This window comes from Rhizobium sp. WW22 (assembly GCF_047041135.1).
Lineage (GTDB): Bacteria > Pseudomonadota > Alphaproteobacteria > Rhizobiales > Rhizobiaceae > Rhizobium.
Genome location: NZ_CP178199.1, coordinates 595,300 through 618,067, shown reverse-complemented (window position 1 = coordinate 618,067; position 22,768 = coordinate 595,300). Strand labels below are relative to the sequence as shown.

The following is a 22,768-nucleotide window of genomic DNA, read 5'->3' as shown; positions in this document are numbered from 1 at the left end:
ACGCCAGCGACCCAAATTATATTAGCGCTCGATGAAAAGCGAATCTTGGGAAGAGCCAAAAAGATTTGGGAGAAACTTGCGCGCCTTTATCTTACAGCGTCGCGGCCGACCGTGCGGCCTGTTCGTAATAGCCGGACAATGCCCTGAGATGCGAGGCGATATCGGAGAGGTCATCTTGCGAGAGACCCGATACTTTCGTCGCCTCGACAAGCAGCCGCTCGCGAATTTCGGTATAGCGCTTCAGCGCGTCCAGGCCCTTGTCGGTGACCCGGATAGTCTTTTCCTTGCCGGCCTTGCCGCTTTTGACAAGGCCTGCCGCCTCGAGCTTCTTGATGGCGTAATTGGCGACATGCGTGTCCTCGATGTCGAGGACGAGGCAGAGATCGGCAAGCGTTTTCGGCCGGTCGCGATGCCGCACGGAATGGATGATCAGGATCTCGATCGGCGAAAGGCCAGGTACGCCGGCCGCCGCCATGCAGCGCACCAGCCATCGATTGAAGGCATGCGAAAAGAGGATCGACCCATATTCCAGCTCCGACAGGGCCGGCGAGCTACCACCGGCCAGATGGGCCGACGATACGATCAATTCACGCCGTTCGCTCTTTTCTTCGGACGTCACCTGAAACTCCTTCGAACCCGGATCAAGGCCCTGCAGACCAAAAGGCCGAGTGGGCGATTGCCGCTCGGCTCCAACATTAGATTCCTATTCGTCCCGCTTCCCGTAGCCGCCGCCGGTGGGAGTGACGACCGTGAAGGCCTCGCCCGCTTCGAGCACGGTATGGGCCGAGCCGATCAGTTCCTCGATCTTGCCATCGTTGCGACGGACATAGTTGCGGCCGGTCTGGCCGGCTTCGCCGCCCTTGACGCCGAAGGGCGCTACGCGCCGATGTCCCGACAGGATCGCGAATTCCAGCCTTTCGCGCGTGCGGATGGTGCGCTGCGTGCCGTTGCCGGCATTCCACTTGCCACGGCCGCCTGAATTCGGACGAATGTGGAAATCCTCCAGCACGACCGGGAACCGCGTCTCGAGAATTTCAGGGTCGGTCAGGCGCGAATTGGTCATGTGCGTATGCACGGCATCGGCGCCGTTGAAGCCCGGTCCTGCCGGCGCGCCGGAGCAGATCGTCTCGTAATATTGATAGGCATCGTTGCCGAAGGTCAGGTTGTTCATCGTTCCTTGGGCTGCAGCGAGCGCCTCGACCGCGCCGAACAGGCAGTTGGTCACGGCCTGGCTGACTTCGACATTGCCGGCAACGACGGCGGCCGGATATTCCGGCGTCAGCATCGTACCTTCGGGGATGATGATGCGGATCGGCCTCAGGCATCCGGCATTCATCGGAATATCGGCCTCGACAAGCACACGGAAGACATAGAGCACGGCCGCCCGCGTCACCGGCTGTGGCGCGTTGAAATTATCCGGGCGTTGCGCCGAGGTGCCGGTGAAATCGACCGTTGCCTCGCGCTTGTCCTTGTCGATCGAAATCTTGACGACGATCTTGCAGCCCTGATCCATCTCATAGCTGAATTCGCCATCCGACAGACGGTCGAGGACGCGGCGCACGCTTTCGGCGGCGTTGTCCTGAACGTGACCCATATAGGCGTCGACGACATCTTCGCCGAAGTGAAAAATCATCTTCTTCAGCTCGGCGACACCCTTTTCATTGGCGGCAACCTGGGCCTTGAGATCGTTGATGTTCTGCGCCAGCGTGCGCACCGGATAACGCGCACCTGTCAGCAGTTTGGTAAGTTCTGCCTCACAGAATCGGCCGCGATCGAGCAGCTTGAAATTGTCGATATAGACGCCTTCTTCCTTGATATGGGTGGCAAGCGGCGACATCGATCCCGGCGAAATGCCGCCGATATCGGCATGGTGGCCGCGGCTGGCGACCCAGAAGCGTATCTTCTCACCGGCATCATCGAAGACTGGGGTGCAAACCGTCAAGTCGGGCAGATGCGTGCCCCCATTATACGGCGCGTTGATGAGGAAGACGTCGCCCGGATGAATGACGGCGTTCTCGCGGATCGCGGTTGCGACGGATGCATCCATCGAGCCCAGATGAACCGGCATATGCGGCGCGTTGGCAACCAGATTGCCCTCCGCATCGAAGACGGCGCAGGAGAAATCCAGCCGCTCCTTTATGTTGACCGAATAGGCCGTGTTCTGCAGCGTCATGCCCATCTGCTCGGCGATCGACATGAAGAGATTGTTGAAGATCTCCAGCATGACGGGATCGGCCTTGGTGCCGATGGCACTGCGCTCCGGCAGCGCCTTGATGCGCGTGAGGACGATATGATCCCTTGCGGTCAGTTGCGCCTGCCAGCCGTCTTCGATGACGATCGTCTGGTTCGGTTCGATGACGATGGCCGGGCCGGTCACGGTCTGGCCGGGCTTGATCGCCTGGCGCAGAACGACGGCCGCATCGTGACTTTCACCGTTCGAATAGAAGGCGGTGCGCCTTGCCGCCTCAGCTTCACCTTCGGCTATCGTCTCCAGCTCGACTGCGATATCGGCGGCAGCACCGCCGATCGTTTCGATCTCGACGGCTTCCACCACTAAAGGCTTATCCTCGGCAACGAAGCCGAAGCGGCGCTTGTGCAGCGTCTCGAACTGACTGCGCAGCCGCGCGGGAGCGTCAATCTTAGGAAAGGTCGTCTCGACCGCCAGCAGCGTATCGGTGCCGGCGTAGCGGATATGTGCGCGCTGGACAGTCTTGATCTTGGCCGTTGCGACGCCTTGGGCTTCCAACTCGGGCACGCATTCGCCGCGCAATTCGCTACCAAGTGCTGCGATAGCTGCTGGTGCAGCGTCATCGAGGGAAACACCGAGCGCCTTCTGGCGCGTTGCGCAGATATCGGCAAGCCCCATGCCATAGGCGGAGAGAAGACCGGACATCGGATGCAGAAGGATGCTCTTCATCCCAAGCGCATCTGCGACCAGGCAGGCATGTTGGCCGCCGGCGCCACCAAAGCAGTTGAGCGCATAGCGCGTCACGTCATAGCCGCGCTGAACGGAAATCTTCTTGATCGCCTCGACCATGTTGGCAACCGCGATGCGGATGAAACCGTCGGCGACATCTTCCGGGCTGCGACCATCGCCGATCTCAGCTGCGAGTGCTGCGAACTTGGCGCGCACCGTCTCGACATCGAGCGGCTGATCCTGGTTCGGTCCGAAGATGGAGGGGAAGAATTCCGGCAGCAGCTTACCGGCCATGACATTGGCGTCGGTGACGGCCAGCGGGCCGCCGTTGCGGTAGCAGGCAGGCCCAGGAAAGGCGCCGGCCGAATCCGGGCCGACACGGAAACGATCGCCATCGAAATGCAGGATCGAGCCGCCGCCGGCCGCAACGGTATGGATCAACATCATCGGCGCCCGCACGCGCACGCCGGCGACTTCCGTTTCAAAGGCGCGCTCATATTCGCCGTCGAAATGGGCCACATCCGTCGAGGTGCCGCCCATGTCGAAGCCGATGACATTGGCAAAGCCCGCCTCTTCGCCGGTCTTGGCAAGGCCGACCACGCCGCCGGCCGGACCTGAAAGGATCGCATCCTTGCCCTGGAACATGTCTGCGGCCGTCAATCCGCCCGACGACATCATGAACATGACGCGCGCGCCGGTGCGCTCGACATCAAGCTCATCGCAGACCTGACGGATATAGCGACCGAGCACCGGCGAGAGATAGGCGTCGATGACAGCCGTATCGCCGCGGCCGACGAGCTTGATCAGCGGTGAGACCTCATGGCTTACTGAGACCTGTTCGAAGCCGATCGATCGTGCGATCCGGGCGACTGCCGCCTCATGCGCCGGAAATTTATAGGCATGCATGAAAACAATGGCGACGGAGCGATAACCCCTAGCAAGAAGGTCGCGCAGCGCAGCTTCTGCAGCCTTTTCATCCAGAGCCAGTTCGACGGTGCCGTCGGCAAGCACGCGCTCCTCGATCTCGACAACATCTTCGTAAAGCGCTTCCGGCTTGACGATCTCGGTCGCGAAGATCTTCTTGCGTTCCTGGTAGCCGATGCGCAGCGCGTCGCGGAAACCCTTCGTCGTCACCAGCGCAAGGCGCTCACCCTTGCGCTCGAGCAGCGCATTGGTGGCGACCGTCGTGCCCATGCGGACCTCGCCGATCGCACCTTCAGGAACCGGCTCGCTCTTGCCGAGACCGAGATGCAGGCGGATGCCGTGGACGGCTGCGTCGCGATAGGCCTCGGGATTTTCCGAGAGGACCTTGCGGGCGTGGAGAGCGCCGGACGGATCACGCCCGACGACATCGGTAAAGGTACCGCCGCGATCGATCCAGAAATCCCAACGATCCGAAATCTTCTCCGACAAATCCGCCTCCAGCAGCATTACACCAACAACGATGACAATATATCGATAAATCGTCAACGTTTTGTCGTCAACATGAATCGATGCTCATCGCCGTTAACAATTTTTGCCATCATAACGCTTGCAGCGAACCCGACCTAATCCTCGAAGCGGCTCGTTCCCTCGCGATCGTAATCATATCGCCTTGCTAGCGGAAACGGCGGCAGCCAGGATTCGCGGCGGACGGTCCAGAGTTCGTAGGTCGGCCTTAGCTGATCAGGGGCATCGAGAGACCCGAGATTCACTTCGATTTCGTCCGCGCTTCGCGAGAAAACGGACGAGCCGCAGTGAGGGCAGAAAAAGCGGCCGGCATAGTCGCGTGTTTCACCTTCGATCGTCACCGCATCCTCGGGAAAGATCGCGGAGGCATGGAAAAGCGCGCCGTGATGCTTGCGGCAGTCGAGACAATGGCAAATGCCGACCCGATAGGGGCGCCCCGAGGCCACGATCCGCACCTTGCCGCACAGGCAGCCACCGGTAAGTCGATCCATCTTGCACCTCCTCAAAAACAGGCAGGCGGACTGTCTACGATAAACGGAACAGTCGCCGCGATCGTAGCGGCGAGAAGGATAAGGTTTCATCATAAGGCCGCGCTCCGTTAAAGCACAGCCGGAGTGGATGCGCTAATGTAGTCCACCGACGCCGAGCAGACGCTCGACCGCACCATGATCCGCAGCTAGCGCCTCGGGCGTCCCCTTCCAGGCAAGCCGCCCGCGCTCCAGAATGACGACATCGCTGGCAAAATCCAGTGCGCTCTGGATGCGCTGCTCGACGAGTAGGATCGTCATGTCGCCCGACTTGGCGAGCTTGGCGAAGGCCGTCATCAACTCCTCGCAGATGACGGGCGCCAGCCCCTCCAGCGGCTCGTCGAGAAGCAGGACGGAGGGGCGACCGAGGATCGTGCGGGCGGTCGACAGCATCTGCTGCTCGCCGCCGGAAAGCTGGCTGCCTAAATTTTTGCGACGCTCCTTCAGGCGCGGGAACATGTCATAGGCTTCCTGCAAAGCGCTCTTCGGCCGTTCCTTCAGCCCAACGGAGAGATTTTCCTCCACCGTCAGCGTCGGAAAAACGTCGCGCGTCTGCGGCACGTAGCCGAGGCCCTGATGGGCGCGGCGGGCGCTCGGCAGGCTGGCGATGTCGGCCGAACCCAGCCGGATGCGGCCATCATAGCGCCGGGTCTGGCCGGCGAGCGTGGCAAGCAGCGTGCTCTTGCCCATGCCGTTGCGGCCGAGCACGGCAAGCCGGCCGCCGGCCGGCACGGAAAAGGAAACCCCTTCCAGCACCCGCGTCGGACCATAGCCGGCCGACAGGTTTTCGACTTCAAGCGGCGTGGCCGGCATTGGCGTAGCTCCCAAGATAGGCTTCGCGCACCCGCGCGTCCTGCGTCACGTCTTTCGGCGAACCATCGAATATGATCGTGCCGGCGGCGAGCACGACCACGCGCTTGGCAAAACGGAAAACGAGGTCCATGTCATGCTCGATCATCAGCACGGCAAGATCAGCGGGGAGATCGGCCAGCGCCTGTTCGATGCGGCCCGTATCGCTTTGCGGCACGCCGGCGGCAGGCTCGTCGAGCAGAAGCACCTTCGGCTTCAGGGCCATCGCAACGGCAATTTCCAGGAGCCGCTGTTGGCCGTAAGCAATCTCGCTGACCTTGCGATGCGCGAGAGAAGCGAGACCAAGTGTGCCGAGCAGCTCCTCCGTCTCGGCCATGACATCGTGCATGGCGAGGAAATTGCCGAACATGCGACCGGCTCTACCCGTCCGCTGCAGCACGACCATGCCGACATGCTCAGCCGGCGTCATGTCCTGAAACAGCCGCGTCACCTGGAACGAGCGCACCAGCCCACGCCTGACCCGGCCGATGGCATCGACCTTGTTGACGCTCTGACCGCCGATGCGGACCTCGCCGGAATCCGCTTGCAGATTGCCCGTGACGAGATTGACGAAACTGGTCTTGCCGGCGCCGTTTGGACCAATGAGGGCCACGCGATCTCCGCGCGCCATCGATAGGCTGATATTGTTCGTCACCGTCAGGCCGCCGAACGCCTTCTTCAGATTGCTGACCTCGAAAATCGCACTCATGCCCGCGCCTCCCGGCGACGGGCCACATAGGCCGCGGCCGTGCCGTAAATACCCTTGGGCGCGAAGAGAACGACGAGGATCAGCAAAGCGCCAACGATCGTCAGCCAGTGGAAGGGATTGGCGGCGGAGACATAATCTTCGAACAGCATGAAGATCAGCGTGCCGACAAGAGCGCCGAACAGAGAACCTGTCCCGCCGAGCACGAGCATGACAAGCGCCTCGGCCGATTGCGTGAAGGAGAGACTGTCAAGACCGACGACCTGCGTCGAGATCGCGGTCAGGGCGCCACCGATGCCGGCAACGGCACCGGAAATGACATACATCTTGATGAGAGCCACCTTGGGCGAGGCTCCCATGGCGCGGATGCGCAAGGGATCCTGGCGGATACCGCGGCAGAGCATGCCGAAGGGCGAACGAACGAGAAAGCGCAAAAGCACGAGCACGATCAGAAGCAGTGCCACGCCGTAGAGGTAGGCCGTGTGCCCATAGAGATCGAACTCGAAAACACTAAACAAAGGATCGGCTGAAATGCCCGACAGGCCGTCGCTTCCGCCCGTCCAGCTCGATGCCTTGTTGGCGAATTCGTGGAAGAGATAGACCAGCGCGATTGACAGCACGAGTTGCGGCAGGCCATGAGCTCTCAGAATGACGATGGAGCAGACCAATCCGGCAAGTGCGCCGCCTGCAATGCCAGCAAGCGTCATCAGCAGCGGGTCGTTGATGCCGTAATGGGCGGATGCGATGCCGGCAGCGTAGGCGCCGGCACCGAACAGCGCTGCATGGCCGAGGGTCGCCACGCCGCAATAGCCGGTGACAAGATCGAGCGACAGCACGAGAAGCGCGATCGCGATCAGCCGCGTGAGAAGAGCGAGGTTGTCCGGAAACAACACGTAGCCGGCGGCAGCCAACAGGACGATGACCGCTAGCGCGATCAGATCCTGCCCGAATGTACGATGTCTGGTCACGATCGGTGCGGCCTCTCTTTCAAGGGTCAAAGCCATGTTACTTCATTCTCCCTGCAAAGCCGCGCGGGAAGACGCAGATGATGGCGATGACGGCCAGATAGAAGAAGAATTCCCCGTATTCCGGCATAAGGTAACGGCCAGTCGTATCGATGCAGCCAAGGATGAGACAGGCAAGCAGCGCGCCGGAAATCGAGCCCGCGCCGCCGACGGAGACGACAACCAAGAAGGTCACCATGTAGCGCAGAGCATAGTAGGGTTCGACCGGCAGCAGTTCGGCACCCACCACGCCGCCGAAGGCGGCAAGCCCAACGGCAACGGCGAAACTGACGGCGTAGACCACTTCCGTTCTGACACCGAGAGCCGCCGCCATTGCGGCGTTATCGACGGAAGCGCGCAACTTCACGCCGAAGGAGGTCTTCTCGATCGTGTACCACAATGCCAAAGCAACGATGAGGCCGCAGACGATCGCGAAGATGCGATGGGTGCCAATGGTACGGAAGCCAAGGTCGACGGAGCCTTGCAGGCTGCCTGGCAAGGGAATGGTCTTCAAGGTCGGACCGAAGACGTAGTTGGCGATACCGATGATGCAGAAGGTGATGCCGATCGTCATCAGAACCTGCGTCAACTCAGGCGCACCATAGATGCGCCGATAAAGCAGCCGTTCGATCGGGATGGAGATGATGACCGTGCCGACCACGGCCAGCAATACTGCGGCGGCATAGCCAAGACCAAGATCATGTGCGGCATAAGAGGCGATATAGCCGCCGATCATGGCAAAGGCGCCATGGGCCAGATTGACGACGCGCATCAATCCCATAGTGACGGAAAGCCCGATGGAAATGACGAACAGCACCATGCCGTAAGCGAGGGCATCGACTGCTATGCTGAGCACGGTTTGCATTGAAATTGCTGGTCCGGTTGTTGTTGCGCGGCCGCTGTCGTCACACCCCTGACCGGAGGCTTCCGATCAGGGGTTGGAGCTTCAGGAGCGCTTACTTCGCGGCAGCAAGGCCTGGATCGCCCTGCTTCTCGAAGGTCTGGATTTCCTTGTTGTAGTACTTGCCGTCACCGCCCTTGGCGACTTCGCGCAGATAGATATTCTGCGTGATATGCCGGCTTTCCGCATCGATGGTCACCGGGCCGCGCGGGCTAACCCAGGACAGACCCTTTACGGCGTCGACGGCCTTTTGCGCATCCTGCTTGCCGCCGGTCGCCTCGATCATCTTGTAGATGACATGCATGCCGTCGAAAGCACCGACGGCCGGGAAGGTCAGCTCGGCCGGATTGCCGATCGCCTTGTCGGCAGCGGCAACGAAAGCCTTGTTTTCGGGCGAGTCATGCGAGATCGCATAGTGGAAGGTCGTTTGCATACCGAGTGCCGCGTCACCAAGAGCCGGCAGATCGGATTCCTGCGTGAGGTCGCCGGGTGCAAACAGCTTGATGCCGGCGGATTTCAGGCCGTTTTCGTTATAGGCCTTGACGAAGCCGAGCGTCGTCGGGCCTGACGGCAGGAAAGCGAAGACGCCTTGGGCGCCGGAATCCTTGATGCGCTGCATGATGGGGCTGAAGTCGTTTGTCGACAGCGGCATGCGGATCGCCTGGACCACTTCGCCGCCCTGCTTCTCGAAACCGGCCTTGAAGGCATTTTCGGCATCGACACCCGGACCGTAATCGCTGACGACGGAGATGACCTTCTTGACGCCGGCATCATAGGCAACCTTGGCGATCGGCGTCGAGGTTTGCCAGGTGGTGAAGGAGGTCCGCACGACGAGCGGGCTCTTGGTAACGATGGCCGAAGTCGCGGCGTTGAAGATCACCATCGGCACATTGGCCTGCTTGAGGATCGGCGTCACGGCCATCGCATCCGGGGTAAAGTAGAAGCCGGCGAGATACTGGACCTTCTCCTTGACGACGAGTTCCTGGGCCAGCGCCTTCGACTGGGCGGGATCGGCCTGCGGCACGTCGCGGTAGATCACTTCCACCTCGTCATTGCCAACCTTCTTGCCATTCACGGCCATATAGGCGTCGATGCCTGCCTTGAAATTCTTGCCTTGCAGCGCGAACGGGCCAGAAAACGGACCGATGACGCCGACCTTGATAGTATCGGCATAGGCAGCGCTGCCAAGAGCAACGGCCGCAAGGGCGGCCAAGACAAACCGTTTCATTTTTCTCCTCCCGGCAGCCGTTTCTGATGCCGCCCTTGATCGTTCAAATTTCGATCATCACCAACTTCTCACGGGAATTGGTAATGTAAAATGAAATAAAACCTTGCTTCCATATCAATCCAGTTATGAATAGCGACAAATATCTTACTCGACTGTCGTTCCCAAGCGCTTGACCGAACCAGCCAGTTGTAACGCGTGGCGCAACGATGCGGCTGTTGCCACCACCATGGGCGGCAGCAGTAGCCATTCCAACGTCCAGGCAGTCCCCGAGCGCTCCTGCTCGTGTACCAGCGATTGATGAATGCCCGAAAGCTGGACGGCATTGAAGCGGGCCAGCGTGACCAGCGTTTCGGCGGCGACCGGGTTTTGCTTATGCGGCATAGCCGAGGAGCCGCCGCCGCCGGCAAGCTCGATCTCATCGCCGACTTGGGCCAGAAGCGCAACGTCCTGTCCGATCTTGCCGAGGCTGCCCGAAATCATGGACAGGAGCCCCGCCAGTTCGGCAATGCGCCCTCTCTGGCTTTGCCATTGCGGCTCGTCCGTCAGGCCGAGCGCCTGCGCCAGCGAGCTCCTGATTTCGGCCGCCCGCGGGCCGAATTTTTCCAGCGTGCCGGCGGCCCCACCGAACTGCAGCGGAAAACTCTCCTGCGTCAGCCGGTCGCGATATTGATCGAGCGGATGCCGCCACGCCCGCAGCCGATCGGACACGGTGATTGCGATCGCCGCCTGCATCCGGGTGCGGCCCATGAGCCGGTTCGATCCGAAACGTTCATCCAGTTTTGTGAGTGCGGAGGATACCGCAAAGAGACGGTTGCTCAGAATAAATGCCGCTGCCTTCAGCCGCAGCATCAGGCTGGTATCGATGACATCCTGGCTGGTTGCGCCGAAATGGACATGTTTGCCTGCATCCTCGCCGACCGCCTTGCGCAGTTGCCTGATAAGCTCAGGAACGACGACTCCATCCGACGCCGTTGCCGTCTTCAGGCTTGGCAGGTCAGGCTCGAAATCCGTGCAGACCTCCGCGATCCGCCCAGCCGCCGCTTGCGGGATCAGCCCATGCCGCCCCTCGACCTGGGCAAGCGCCGCTTCGAAAGAGAGCATGGCGCGGATATCGGCCTTGGCCGAGAAATACGCCGCAATCTCCTCGTCGCCGAGGAGGCCGGACAGGAATGGATGATCGAAGGGAGAAACGCTCATGGCCTATATATCGAGGAAAACCGTTTCCTTGTCGCCCTGCAAATGGATATCGAAGGTGTAGACGGAGCCTTCCTTCGCCGCAATCAGCGTTGCGAGGCGATCCCCATGTTCGATGCGTGCGAGCAAGGGGTCCTCGACGTTGGCCGCAGTCTCTTCCGGAAAATACATGCGTGTATGCAGGCCGATGTTGATGCCGCGTGCGACGATCCAGACGGTGATGTGCGGCGCCATCTTGCGGCCGTCCTTGAAGGGAACACGGCCAGGCTTGATGGTCTCGAAGCGGAAGACGCCGTCGGTGGAATTGGTCGGGCAACGCCCCCAGCCGGTAAAGTTCGGATCGGCCGTGCCGCGCAGCTCCGACGGGCTGTTGTAAAGCCCGGCGCTATCGGCTTGCCAGATTTCGAGAACAGCATCCTTGACCGGCGTTCCCGCGCCATCGATCACTCTTCCCGTCACCGTGATGCGCTCGCCGAGCGTCTTGTCGTTGACCATGACGGAGCCGAGATCGGTCTCGTAGACGCCGCCGATTTCGCTGTAATTCGGTGTCAGGCCGATGTGGACGTAAGGGCCTGCCGTCTGCGACGGCGTTTCCTTCAGATAGCCGAGATCCTGTACCATCAATTGCCCTCCAGCCGGTTTTCGAACAGGGTCGAACGGCGACCGCGCAGCACGATATCGAATTTATAGGCACGGGCATCCATCGGGATCGTATTACCCCAGTCAAGCGGCGCGATCAGCTGTTCGATCGCCTGTTTGTCGGGGATCGTTCCGACGATCGGACATTTCCAGATCATCGGGTCGCCCTCGAAATACATTTGCGTGATCAGCCGCTGCGCAAAACCATGGCCGAAAACGGAGAAGTGGATATGTGCCGGCCGCCAGTCATTGACGCCGTTCGGCCAGGGATAGGCGCCGGGACGGATTGTGCGGAAGGCATAATGCCCTTCCCCATCGGTAATGGCGCGGCCGCAGCCGCCAAAATTCGGGTCGATCGCGGCGAGATAGGTTTCCTTCTTGTGGCGATAGCGCCCGCCGGCATTGGCTTGCCAGAATTCAAGCAGGACGCCCGGAACTGGCCGGCCGCGCTCGTCGAGCACGCGACCATGAACAATGATCCGCTCGCCGATCGCGCTCTCGCCAGGCTTGGCGAAATTATGGATCAGGTCGTTGTCGAGCTCGTTCAGTATGGAATGGCCAAAGACCGGTCCGGTGATCTCCGAGATCGTCCCGTCGAGCGAGAGCAAGGCGCGCTGTGGAGAGCGCAAAACGGAGGTCTTGTATCCCGGCGCGAAGGCCGGCGGATGCCAGGCGCGATCCCGCGCAAAAAATGCGCCCGTTTCGGGCTTGCTGTTGCTTCTATCGGACATGTCTGCCTCGTTTTATGCCGCCTGTTCGGCGTCCATCTGTTCGAAAACCTGCTTGGCTATCTTGATCGCGTGGTTTGCGGCCGGTACGCCCGCATAGATCGCCACATGCAGGAGCGCCTCGCAAATATCGTCGCGCGTCGCGCCGGTGTTGCGCGTGGCGCGCACATGCATGGCGACCTCATCATCCTGACCGAGCGCTGCCAGAAGCGCGATCGTCACGATCGAGCGTTCCCGCCGACTGAGAGTCGGGCGCGACCAGACATGACCCCAAGCCGCTTCGGTGATCAGCTCCTGAAAAGGCTGGTCGAACTCCGTTACGGCCTGCTGGGCGCGATCGACATGCGCGTCGCCAAGCACGGCGCGGCGTGTCGCCATGCCCTGCAGATAGCGCTCGGACGGCGCGGTGAGGTTATTCATCAGGCTTGTTCTCCACGCAGGACGACGTCGATGAAGGCACGGATGACTTCGGTCAACGCCTCGGGTTGTTCGACGCAGGGAATATGGCCGGCGTCCTTGATCACTTCATAACGCGCATTCGGAATGAGCTTTGCCGTCGACAGCACCAGTTCCGGCGGGGTCGAGCCATCCTGATCACCGACGATGCAGATGGTGGGCACGGCGATCTTGGCCGCGGCTTCAGTCAAATCGGCATCGCGAAGGGCAACGCAGGTCGCGACGTAACCTGCGACCGGCTGGCGGATCAGCATGTTGCAATAGCCATCATAGGCAATGTTTTCCGGGCGGCGGAAGGCGGGAGTGAACCAGCGCTCCATGATGGAATCGACGATGGATTCGATACCATCAGCCTCGACCTTGGCGATGCGCGCATTCCAACTCTCGGCCGTGCCGATCTTGTGAGCGGTATCGCAGAGGATCAGCGCTCTCACCAGATCCGGGCGCCGCTGATAGAGCGACTGCGCGACCAGCCCGCCGACCGACAGCCCGCAGATAATGGCATTCTTGACCGAGAGGAAATCGAGCAGGCCGGCAAGGTCGGTGGCGTGATCCTCGATGGAATAGGGCATCTGGCCGAGATCGGAGAGCCCATGGCCGCGCTTGTCGTAGAGCACGATGGCGAAATCGCCGGCGAGCCGCACGATCACATCCCGCCAGATCCGGAAATCGGTGCCGAGCGAATTGGCAAAGACAAGAACCGGCTTGTCGGACGGACCGCCGATGATCTGATAGTGGATCGTGACGTCGTTAATGCGGGTAAACTGCACTGGAAATCTCCTCGGACGCGAGATTGGATGTATAATCCGGTTAGGTAAAATGATATTTCTTTGCTCTACGATAACTCCAGGGTTATGAGTGAGCATGCTCGACGCACGCATCAAGTTCCGCCATCTGCAGACCTTTGTCGAGGTTGCGCGCCAGAAAAGCGTGATCAAGGCGGCTGGCCTGTTGAATATCAGCCAGCCGGCGGTGACGAAGACCATCCGCGAACTCGAAGAAGCGCTCGGCGTTGCTGTCTTCGAGCGCGACGGGCGTGGCATCCGCATCACCCGCTACGGCGATGTTTTTCTCCGCCATGCCGGCGCCGCTCTGACGGCACTTCGCCAAGGCCTCGATTCCGTCTCACAGGAGCGTTCCGGTGAAGCGCCGCCGATCCGCGTCGGTGCGTTGCCGACGGTCTCGACACGCATCATGCCGCGAGCGATGGACCTGTTTCTCAAGGAGGAGACCTGGAGCCGCATCAAGATCGTGACAGGCGAAAACGCGGTGCTTCTGGAGCAGTTGCGGATCGGCGATCTCGACCTCGTCGTCGGCCGATTGGCAAGCCCCGACAAGATGACCGGCTTTTCCTTCGAGCATCTCTACTCCGAACAGGTCGTCTTCGCCGTCCGGGCCGGCCATCAGCTGCTTTCCGCCCAGCAATCGCTGTTTTCCGATCTCAACCGCTACACGATCCTGATGCCGACGCGCGGCTCGATCATCCGCCCTTTTGTCGAGAGCTTTCTGATCACCAACGGCGCCGGCGGACTGCCCAACCAGATCGAAACCGTCTCCGATTCCTTCGGTCGCGCCTTCGTGCGATCGAGCGACGCCATCTGGATCATCTCAGCCGGCGTCGTTGCCGGGGATGTCGATGATGGCCTGCTGGCGCTTCTGCCGATCAATACCAGCGAGACGAAAGGACCGGTCGGCTTGACCATGCGCACCGACGCCATTCCAAGCCTGCCCCTGTCGATCCTGATGCAGACAATCCGGGAAGCGGCAAGCGAGGTCGCCAAGAAGTTTTAAATCTCGCCTAGAACGGCAGGCCAACATAATTCTCAGCGAGCGCGGTCGATGCGGCGCGCGAATGGGTGAGATAATCGAGCTCGGCTTCCTGGATCTTCTGGTCGAAATCGCTGGTATCGGGAAAGCGATGCATCATCGTCGTCATCCACCAGGAGAAGCGCACCGCCTTCCAGACGCGAGCGAGCGCGCGGGCGGAATAGGCTTCCAATCCGGCATTCGAGCGATCCTGATAATGCTCGGCAAGGCCCGAAAACAGATAATACACATCGCTTGCCGCCAGATTGAGCCCCTTGGCACCGGTCGGTGGCACGATATGGGCGGCATCACCGACCAAGAAGAGACGACCGAACCGCATGGGCTCGGCCACGAAGGAGCGCAGCGGCGCGATCGATTTCTCGAAGGATGGTGCGGTGATCAGAGCCTCGGCATGATGGGCCGGCAGGCGGCAGCGCAGCTCGTCCCAGAAGCGATCGTCGCTCCAGTCCTCGACCTTCTCGTCGAGCGGACACTGAATGTAATAGCGGCTGCGTGTCATCGATCGCATGGAGCATAGAGCGAAACCACGGGGATGGTTGGCATAGATCAGCTCGTGATTGACGGGTGCCACCTCCGCCAGCACGCCAAGCCAGCCGAAGGGATAGACCTTCTCGAAATTGCGGATCGCCTTTTGCGGAACCGATTTGCGGCTGACGCCGTGAAAGCCGTCGCAGCCGGCGATAAAATCGCAATCGATGCGATGCGAAATGCCGTCCTTCTCGTAAGTCAGATAGGGCGTATCGCCATCGAAGCCATGCGGTTGGACGTTGGCGGTGCTGTAGATGGTTGGAGCACCGCTTTCCTTGCGGCGGGCCATCAGATCGCGGGTCATCTCCGTCTGACCGTAAATGACGACCCGCTTGCCGCCGGTGAGACCATGAAGGTCGATGCGATGATCGCGGCCGTCGAAGGCAAGCGAGAAGCCATCATGTGGCAAGCCCTCGGCATGCAAACGTTCGCTTGCCTTCGCCTGATCCAGCAACCGGACGGTGCCTTCTTCAAGAACGCCAGCGCGCACGCGGCCGAGAATGTAATCCTTGCCGACGCGATCGAGAATGACGTTGTCGATACCTGCCTCCGTCAGCAGCTGGCCGAGCAGCAGGCCGGACGGCCCCGAACCGATAATGGCGACTTGAGTGCGCATCGTCTCCTCCCATGCGTATTTCTTGCTTCAAGTCTCTTCGGCGCGAGGCAAGTCCGCAATGGACATTTCGGTCATGAAATTGCACAAATCGAGCATGGCAAGGGAGGAGAGCCGCGATGAAGACCGTGCCGACCTATGAGCTTTATGGCGAAAATACCGGCCGGAAGCCGGATTTCTGGCTGCATTGCGAGACAATTCCCTCTCGCAGCAGTCTTCATCACTGGGAAATCCGTGCGCACCGGCACGAGAGCTTCTTTCAAATCTTGTACATCGATGCCGGTTCCGGTGACGCCATCTTTGACGGAACTCCCCATACCATCACGCCACCCGCCGTCATTACCGTTCCGCCACGGCTCAATCACGGATTCCGCTTTTCGCGAGATATAGACGGCTTCGTCATCACGGTGTTGCTCTCGCATCTGAAGGCATCCCCGGGCGATCGCAGCCGGCTCGGAACATGGCTTGCCGAGCCGCATCTGACTTTGCTCGACACTCAAAACGAAGACGCGGCGTATGTCGCCAAGACGCTAAAACGCCTGGGCGAAGAATTTGCCAGCCATCGTAACGGCCGCAACGATCTACTCGATGCCTATCTGACCTCGGCCTTGCTGCTGACGGCGCGCATAGCTCAAAAGGCCGATGAAGGATCGACGCTCAGCGACGAGAACGAGCGCCGCATGGAGATGCTGCAGGGTCTCATCCAGCGCCACTTCCGTTCGCACAAGCCGGCCGCCTTCTATGCCGAGAGCCTCGGCATCTCGCCGGCCCATCTCAGCCGCATCGTCCGCAGCAAAACCGGGCGCGGCGCGCATGAGTTCATTACACGCAAGCTGCTGGATGAGGCCAAGCGCGAACTGGTCTTCACCTTCGCGACCGTCCAGGAAATCAGCTATCGCCTCGGCTTTGCCGACCCCGCCTATTTCTCCCGCTTCTTCGTCAAGCAGACGGGACAGACCCCGCGCGCCTGGCGGATGGGAGAACGGGTGAGGCTGGGAATGTGATGGTTACGGCAGCACCAGCCGCAAAGCCCTCTGCGTTTCCTTCAGCAGCGGCAGAAACCGCTCCGCCATATCGGACGCAGGGACATAAGCGGCCGGCGCGCCAATATTGATCGCCGCTACCGTCTGACCGCGATCGTTTTCCACCGGCACGGCAATCGAGCAAAGGCCGATTTCCAGTTCCTGGTCTATAACCGCATAGCCCTGCTCTCTGACCCGACGAAACTCGGCCATCAGCTCCTGAGGATCGGTTTTTGTATTCGGAGTATTCGCCTTGAGGTCGCTCCGCTCGAGCACCGAACGGGCCTCGCTTTCCGGCAAGGCGGCAAGCAGGACGCGGCCCATTGAGGCGCAGAAGGCCGGAAGCCGGCTGCCGGGCGTCAGGTTGATCGACATCACCCGGCGCTGCGAGGCACGGGCAATGTAGACGACCTCCGTGCCGTCGAGAACCGAGGCTGAAGCATTCTGCCCGGCGCGCTCGGCAAGCTGATCGAGATGCGGCTGGATGATGGTCGGCAGCGGCGTCGCGGCCAGATAGGCATGACCGAGCCTGAGGATCTTCGGCGTCAGCGTGAAGAACTTGCCGTCATAGACGGCATAACCGAGTTCGGAGAGCGTCAGCAACGAACGGCGCACCGTGGCGCGATCGAGGCCGGTCAGCTTCGATGCCTCGGCAATCGTCAGACGCTGCCGCGTCTCGCCGAAGGCTTCGATGACTTTCAATCCCTTGGCAAAGCCGCTGACGAAATCCGTTTCGCGCATATCAGCCTCCGATCTCTCACTCATTTTGTGCGATATATGAACAAAAATCAAATAACGCACAAAATGATTGCCGTCCAGACCATGCTGATCTATTCGAAAGGAAGAGGACGGGTCGTCTCAATCCGCCCGCATGGCAAGTGGGAGTTTCGGCATGGACAAGACAATTGCGAGCACGGCAGCCGCCGTCTCCGACATCGGCGATGGCGCGACCGTCATGATCGGCGGCTTTGGCGGCTCCGGCGCGCCGATCGAACTCATTCACGCACTGATCGACAAAGGCCCGAAGAACCTGACCGTCATCAACAACAATGCCGGCAACGGGCGTATCGGCATCGCTGCGATGATCGACGCGGGCATGGTCAGGAAGATGATCTGCTCCTTCCCGCGTTCATCCGATCCACGCGCATTCACGGACCGTTACCTGGCCGGAGAAATCGAGCTGGAGCTGGTGCCTCAGGGGACTCTTGCCGAACGCATCCGCGCCGGCGGTGCCGGCATTCCAGCGTTCTACACGCCGACCGCCTACGGCACCGAACTCGCCAACGGCAAGGTCATCGCCGAATTCGACGGCCGCCACTATGTTCAGGAGCGCTGGCTCAAGGCCGATTTCGCCATCGTCAAAGCTGAAGTCGGCGATGTGCAGGGCAATCTCATCTACAACAAGGCCGGCCGCAACTTCAATCCGCTGATGTGCATGGCCGCGGCCAAGACGATCGCGCAGGTCTCGAAAATCGTTGCCGCCGGCGAGCTCGATCCGGAGCACATCGTTACCCCCGGCATCTTCGTCAACGGCGTCGTTGAGGTCGCCGATCCGCAGCAGGAAGAAAATCTCATTCGAGCCGGAGTGGCCTACGTATGACCATCGACACACGCGAAGACATCAAGCTCTCCAACGCCCAGATCGCCTGGCGCGCAGCTCAGGATATCGAAGATGGCGCCTATGTTAATCTCGGTATCGGTTTTCCGGAAATGGTCGCCCGCTACCAGCCCCCAGGCCGTCAGGCGATCTTCCACACTGAAAACGGCATCCTGAATTTCGGCGAGCCGCCGGCGGAAGGCGAAGAAGATTGGGATCTGATCAACGCTGGCAAGAAAGCCGTCACGCTGAAGCCCGGCGCCTCTTTCTTCCATCACGCCGATAGTTTCGCCATGGTGCGCGGCGGACATCTGGATGTGGCGATCCTCGGCGCCTATCAGGTGGCACAGAATGGCGATCTCGCCAATTGGCGCGTCGGCTCCAAGGGTGTGCCTGCCGTCGGCGGAGCCATGGATCTGGTCCATGGCGCCAAGCAGGTTTTCGTCATCACCGAACATGTAACGAAGGACGGCAAGCCGAAACTGGTGGAGGCCTGCACCTTTCCTCTGACCGGCGTCGGCTGCATCACCCGCATCTATACGAGCCATGCGGTCATCGACATAGGCAGGCAGGGCTTCGTCGTGCGTGAAAAGCTCGCCGCAATGACGATGGACGAGCTGCAGGCGATGACCGGCGCGCCGCTCCATATCGATCGCCCCGTTGCCGACCTCATCGTGCCGACGCTCTGAAGCCGGTTGCCATCTTTCAGACTCGCGCGCGATGCTTTAAGCTTATAATATTTCGCAGGCCGCTTTTGCGCAACATGCCGTTGGGAGAAGACCATGACCGAAGCCTTCATCTGTGACTATATCCGCACGCCGATCGGCCGCTTTGGCGGGTCGCTCTCCTCGGTTCGTGCCGATGATCTCGGTGCCGCGCCGCTGAAGGCGTTGATCGAGCGCAACGGCTCGGTCGATTGGGAAGCCATCGACGACGTGATCTATGGATGCGCCAACCAGGCGGGCGAGGACAATCGCAACGTCGCGCGCATGGCAAGCCTGCTGGCCGGCCTGCCGATTTCGGTGCCTGGCACGACGATCAACCGGCTTTGCGGCTCGGGCATGGATGCCGTCATCGCAGCTGCCCGCGCCATCCGCGCCGGCGAGGCTGATTTGATGATCGCCGGCGGCGTTGAGAGCATGTCGCGCGCGCCATTCGTCATTCCCAAGGCCGAAAGCGCCTTTTCGCGCAATGCCGAGATCTACGACACTACCATCGGCTGGCGCTTCATCAATCCTGTCATGAAGAAGCAGTATGGCGTCGACTCCATGCCGGAAACCGGCGAGAACGTCGCGGAAGATTACAAGGTCAGCCGCGAAGATCAGGACGCCTTTGCCGTTCGCTCGCAGGCAAAGGCTGCCGCAGCGCAGGATAACGGCCGGCTTGCCAAGGAAATCGCACCGGTGACGATCCCGCAGCGCAAGGGCGAGCCCGTGATCGTCGGCAAGGACGAACATCCGCGCGCAACCACCATGGAAGCGCTTGCCAAGCTCGGCACCCCCTTCAAGAAGGAAGGCGGCACGGTGACGGCCGGCAACGCCTCTGGCGTCAATGACGGCGCGGCCGCGCTCATCATTGCGTCTGAAGCAGCTACCAGAAAATATGGCCTGACGCCGATAGCGCGCATCCTTGGCGGCGCGGCCGCCGGTGTCCCCCCGCGCATCATGGGGATCGGCCCGGTTCCAGCTTCGCGCAAACTGATGGCTCGGCTCGGCATGCGCCAAGAGCAGTTCGACGTCATCGAATTGAACGAAGCCTTCGCCTCGCAAGGGCTTGCTGTGCTGCGCGAACTCGGCATCGCCGATGACGACGCGCGCGTCAACCGCAATGGCGGCGCCATTGCGCTTGGCCATCCGCTTGGTATGTCGGGCGCGCGCATCGCCGGCACGGCTGCCCTGGAGCTCAAGGAAACCGGCGGGCGCTATTCGCTTTCCACTATGTGCATCGGCGTCGGCCAGGGCATTGCCATAGCGCTGGAACGGGTCTGATCGTTCCGATCAGCCCATGGTCCGCAGCCCGATGTGCGGCGGACCTGCCCGCTGCTGAGTGCGCGATATTAGCCTGCGACGGCGGCGATCAGCGATGATCTGGAACGGTAAAGGCTTTGGCGCGTTTTCCCGCTGCTCAGTGGGATCAGTCCATGCCGTCACGCCAGAACGTCTTAAAAGCATTTCCGCCAAGCGCCGTTATCATTCTCATTGCCATCACCCTGTTGCTGTCGATTGCGCAATCCGCCTTCGCAGCCGAGGGGCAGAAAGCCAGCCACCCTTCGGAAGGGCTGTTTCTGGTCCAGATTATTCTGCTTGTCGTATCGGGCAGGCTGCTCGGCGAATTGATGGTGCGCATCGGCCAGCCATCGATCATGGGCCAGATCATCGCCGGCATCATTCTCGGCCCCTCCCTTTTCGGCCTGATCTTCCCGCATGCGCGAGCGAGCCTTTTTCCTTCAGACGGCGCACAAAAGAGCATGACCGACGCGATCGGCCAGCTCGGCATTCTCTTTCTCCTGCTGCTTGCCGGCATGGAAACCGATCTGGGTCTTGCAAAACGCTTGCGCAAATCTGCGGCCGGCGTCTCGCTAACCGGTATCGTCATCCCGTTTGCTGCGGGATTTGCCTTGGGCGAACTCATTCCCGACGCCTTGCTTCCCGATCCTCAAAAGCGGCTGGTAACCTCCCTCTTCCTGGGCACTGCGCTTTCCATTTCCTCCGTGAAGATCGTCGCTTCCGTGGTTCGCGAGATGGACTTCATGCGCCGGAACATCGGCCAACTCATCGTCGCCTCCGCCATCATCGATGACACGATCGGATGGGTCATCATTGCCATAACGTTCGGCTTGGCCGAAAAAGGCACAGTCGATCTGACGACGCTCGCGACCAGCGTTATTGGCACATTGGCCTTCATGGCCGTCAGCTTCACCGTCGGCAGACGGGCGGTCTTCGAAATCATCCGCTGGACCAACGACAATTTCCGTAGCGACCTGCCCGTGCTCAGCGCCATCATCGCAATCATGGGCACGATGGCGATCATCACCAATTTCATCGGGGTCCATACCGTGCTCGGCGCGTTCGTCGCCGGCATTCTGGTCGGTGAATCGCCCATTCTCACACGTCAGATCGATGTGCAGCTTCGGGCTTTGACGACGGCTCTGTTCATGCCGGTCTTTTTTGGACTGACCGGTCTGCAAACCGATCTCACCGTGCTGGCCGATCCTTCCATCCTGCTGCTGACGGCTGCTGTCGTGGTCATAGCGAGCGTCGGCAAGTTCGGAGGCGCTTTTGCCGCCGCCAGGTTCGGCGGCTATTCGGCATCGGAGGCTCTGGCGCTCGGCTGCGGCATGAATGCACGGGGATCGACGGAGGTGATCGTCGCGACCATAGGCCTCTCGGTTGGCGTGCTGGACGAAAAACTCTTTTCCGTCATCGTCGCCATGGCCGTCATCACCACCATGGCGATGCCGCCGACGCTTCGGTGGGCGCTTGCCCGCCTGCCACTGCGTGAGGAGGAGCGCAATCGTCTGGAGCGCGAACAGTTCGAACGCGAGAGCTTCCTCGGAAATTTTGAGCGCATCCTGCTGGCTGTCGACGGTTCGCAAAGCAGCCGCCTGGCAACCTGGATAGCCGCTTTCTTCGCGGTGACACGCAAGATGCCCGTCACGGTGATGGATGCGCGCGGAGCCGATGAAACTCCAGACACGCCCGGTGCTATGGGAGCCTTGCATCCAGCGTCGCACGCCAAGGCAATCGCCGAAGATCTGCGCCAATACGCCACTGATCTGCTTGCGTCGGCGCCACCGGAGCAGAACCTGGCCGGCGAAGGCGATATCCATGTGACAATCCGAGAAAAGAGCGACAAGCTCGAAACCGTACTCGAAGACGTCTCCGATACAGGCCACGATCTTCTCCTGGCGGGCATCGAACCCTCCTTGGGAGACGATGGTCGCTTCGGCCCGTCGCTACAGGTCATGACATCGGCGTTCCAGGGAACTCCGGCGATCATCACGGCACGCGGCCCGCTTCCAAAGCATCCGGGAGATCTGCGGATACTGCTTCCCGTCAGTGGCACCGAGCGCTCCATCCGCGCCGCCGAATTCGGGCTCGCGATCGCAAAGGCGGCAAACGCCCATTGCGCGCTGTTATTAATCGTCGAGCCGCCCCGCGCCAGCGCTATTCCGCGTATCAGCGACCGAGGCAACGACCATCAGGATATTTTGAATAAGGTCGGCGCCATTGCAGATTATTATGGCGTGCAGATCGAAAAGGTCGTTCAGCAAGGACCTTCGCCGGAGCTCTCGATCCTGCGGCATGCGCGCAGCGGCGGATATAATCTGATCGTGCTCGGCGTAAGCAAAAGAGCCAGTGGCAGCCTTTCCTACGGAAGCGTCGCCGACACGGTGCTGCAGACCGCCGACAGATCCTGCATTTTCATCGAAACAGATCTGGCCTCCTCCTCGCAGGCAATTCGCGAATAGGCCGACCATCAGCCGTGAGATGGATCAGGAGAATCAATAAAACACATCAACGCTATTCATTTTTCCTATGCTACCTCCTAGTCCATATTGGCCGGCAATATGATTTGACCGA

At 60.7% G+C, this 22,768-nt stretch carries 21 protein-coding genes; 6 read left to right on the top strand and 15 right to left on the bottom strand.

What is annotated here, in order from left to right:
* Positions 1 to 91: 91 nt before the first annotated feature.
* The 13 genes from ACK83U_RS21835 to pcaD form a co-directional block, all read right to left on the bottom strand.
* Entirely contained in the window at positions 92 to 619 is a 528-nt protein-coding gene (locus tag ACK83U_RS21835) for a winged helix DNA-binding protein (RefSeq protein WP_112335858.1), read from the bottom strand.
* 84 nt (positions 620 to 703) lie between these two features.
* Entirely contained in the window at positions 704 to 4,348 is a 3,645-nt protein-coding gene (locus ACK83U_RS21830) for a hydantoinase B/oxoprolinase family protein (protein WP_112608695.1), read from the bottom strand.
* A 116-nt stretch (positions 4,349 to 4,464) separates the two neighbouring features.
* Entirely contained in the window at positions 4,465 to 4,857 is a 393-nt protein-coding gene (locus tag ACK83U_RS21825) for a GFA family protein (RefSeq protein ID WP_112608693.1), read from the bottom strand.
* A 132-nt stretch (positions 4,858 to 4,989) separates the two neighbouring features.
* Complete coding sequence (locus tag ACK83U_RS21820) at positions 4,990 to 5,706, bottom strand: ABC transporter ATP-binding protein (RefSeq protein ID WP_112608691.1); 717 nt, start codon at positions 5,704 to 5,706, stop codon at positions 4,990 to 4,992.
* Positions 5,687 to 6,451 (bottom strand): ABC transporter ATP-binding protein, encoded by a 765-nt coding sequence (locus ACK83U_RS21815; protein ID WP_112608689.1) that lies wholly within the window; start codon positions 6,449 to 6,451, stop codon positions 5,687 to 5,689. Before ACK83U_RS21815 ends, ACK83U_RS21820 begins: the two co-directional genes overlap by 20 nt.
* Positions 6,448 to 7,452, bottom strand: coding sequence for a branched-chain amino acid ABC transporter permease (locus tag ACK83U_RS21810; protein ID WP_112608687.1), 1,005 nt, complete (start codon positions 7,450 to 7,452; stop codon positions 6,448 to 6,450). Before ACK83U_RS21810 ends, ACK83U_RS21815 begins: the two co-directional genes overlap by 4 nt.
* 1 nt (position 7,453) lies before the next feature.
* Positions 7,454 to 8,317 carry a branched-chain amino acid ABC transporter permease gene (locus ACK83U_RS21805; RefSeq protein ID WP_112335864.1) on the bottom strand — a complete coding sequence of 288 codons (864 nt, stop codon included), beginning with the start codon at positions 8,315 to 8,317 and terminating at the stop codon, positions 7,454 to 7,456.
* Positions 8,318 to 8,408: 91 nt separating this feature from the next.
* Positions 8,409 to 9,581, bottom strand: a complete 1,173-nt coding sequence (locus ACK83U_RS21800; RefSeq protein WP_112608685.1) for an ABC transporter substrate-binding protein — start codon at positions 9,579 to 9,581, stop codon at positions 8,409 to 8,411.
* Between the two features lie 144 nt (positions 9,582 to 9,725).
* Positions 9,726 to 10,778 (bottom strand): 3-carboxy-cis,cis-muconate cycloisomerase, encoded by a 1,053-nt coding sequence (locus ACK83U_RS21795; protein ID WP_112608683.1) that lies wholly within the window; start codon positions 10,776 to 10,778, stop codon positions 9,726 to 9,728.
* 3 nt (positions 10,779 to 10,781) lie between these two features.
* On the bottom strand, positions 10,782 to 11,396 hold the full coding sequence (gene pcaG, locus ACK83U_RS21790) for a protocatechuate 3,4-dioxygenase subunit alpha (RefSeq protein WP_112608681.1): 615 nt from the start codon (positions 11,394 to 11,396) through the stop codon (positions 10,782 to 10,784).
* The gene (pcaH, locus tag ACK83U_RS21785; protein ID WP_112608679.1) at positions 11,396 to 12,145 is read right to left on the bottom strand and encodes a protocatechuate 3,4-dioxygenase subunit beta; all 750 of its coding nucleotides are present in this window, start codon (positions 12,143 to 12,145) and stop codon (positions 11,396 to 11,398) included. Before pcaH ends, pcaG begins: the two co-directional genes overlap by 1 nt.
* Positions 12,146 to 12,157: 12 nt before the next feature.
* Positions 12,158 to 12,562, bottom strand: coding sequence for a 4-carboxymuconolactone decarboxylase (gene pcaC, locus ACK83U_RS21780; protein ID WP_112608677.1), 405 nt, complete (start codon positions 12,560 to 12,562; stop codon positions 12,158 to 12,160).
* The gene (gene pcaD, locus ACK83U_RS21775) at positions 12,562 to 13,368 is read right to left on the bottom strand and encodes a 3-oxoadipate enol-lactonase (RefSeq protein WP_112608675.1); all 807 of its coding nucleotides are present in this window, start codon (positions 13,366 to 13,368) and stop codon (positions 12,562 to 12,564) included. Before pcaD ends, pcaC begins: the two co-directional genes overlap by 1 nt.
* Positions 13,369 to 13,462: 94 nt before the next feature.
* Here pcaD and pcaQ point away from each other — a divergent pair, with 94 nt between their 5' ends.
* Positions 13,463 to 14,389, top strand: a complete 927-nt coding sequence (gene pcaQ, locus ACK83U_RS21770) for a pca operon transcription factor PcaQ (RefSeq protein ID WP_112608673.1) — start codon at positions 13,463 to 13,465, stop codon at positions 14,387 to 14,389.
* A gap of 7 nt (positions 14,390 to 14,396) precedes the next feature.
* Here the strand turns inward: pcaQ and pobA are convergent, their stop codons facing one another.
* Positions 14,397 to 15,569, bottom strand: a complete 1,173-nt coding sequence (gene pobA / locus ACK83U_RS21765; protein ID WP_112608671.1) for a 4-hydroxybenzoate 3-monooxygenase — start codon at positions 15,567 to 15,569, stop codon at positions 14,397 to 14,399.
* Between the two features lie 116 nt (positions 15,570 to 15,685).
* On the opposite strand from pobA, the gene ACK83U_RS21760 reads away from it, so the two are divergent.
* The gene (locus tag ACK83U_RS21760) at positions 15,686 to 16,570 is read left to right on the top strand and encodes a helix-turn-helix domain-containing protein (protein ID WP_112608669.1); all 885 of its coding nucleotides are present in this window, start codon (positions 15,686 to 15,688) and stop codon (positions 16,568 to 16,570) included.
* Positions 16,571 to 16,573: 3 nt separating this feature from the next.
* Here ACK83U_RS21760 and ACK83U_RS21755 read toward each other — a convergent pair whose 3' ends face one another.
* On the bottom strand, positions 16,574 to 17,329 hold the full coding sequence (locus ACK83U_RS21755; RefSeq protein ID WP_112608667.1) for an IclR family transcriptional regulator: 756 nt from the start codon (positions 17,327 to 17,329) through the stop codon (positions 16,574 to 16,576).
* Positions 17,330 to 17,480: 151 nt separating this feature from the next.
* On the opposite strand from ACK83U_RS21755, the gene ACK83U_RS21750 reads away from it, so the two are divergent.
* From ACK83U_RS21750 to ACK83U_RS21735, 4 genes are all read left to right on the top strand, one after another.
* Positions 17,481 to 18,188 (top strand): 3-oxoacid CoA-transferase subunit A, encoded by a 708-nt coding sequence (locus ACK83U_RS21750; protein WP_112608665.1) that lies wholly within the window; start codon positions 17,481 to 17,483, stop codon positions 18,186 to 18,188.
* Positions 18,185 to 18,874: a CoA transferase subunit B gene (locus ACK83U_RS21745; RefSeq protein WP_112608663.1), complete on the top strand. Its 690-nt coding sequence runs from the start codon at positions 18,185 to 18,187 to the stop codon at positions 18,872 to 18,874. The genes ACK83U_RS21750 and ACK83U_RS21745 overlap by 4 nt, the downstream gene beginning before the upstream one ends.
* 93 nt (positions 18,875 to 18,967) lie before the next feature.
* A complete protein-coding gene (gene pcaF / locus ACK83U_RS21740; protein ID WP_112608661.1) occupies positions 18,968 to 20,173 on the top strand; it encodes a 3-oxoadipyl-CoA thiolase in 1,206 nt (401 codons plus the stop codon).
* A 152-nt stretch (positions 20,174 to 20,325) separates the two neighbouring features.
* Positions 20,326 to 22,656: a cation:proton antiporter gene (locus ACK83U_RS21735; RefSeq protein ID WP_112608659.1), complete on the top strand. Its 2,331-nt coding sequence runs from the start codon at positions 20,326 to 20,328 to the stop codon at positions 22,654 to 22,656.
* Positions 22,657 to 22,768 lie beyond the last annotated feature (112 nt).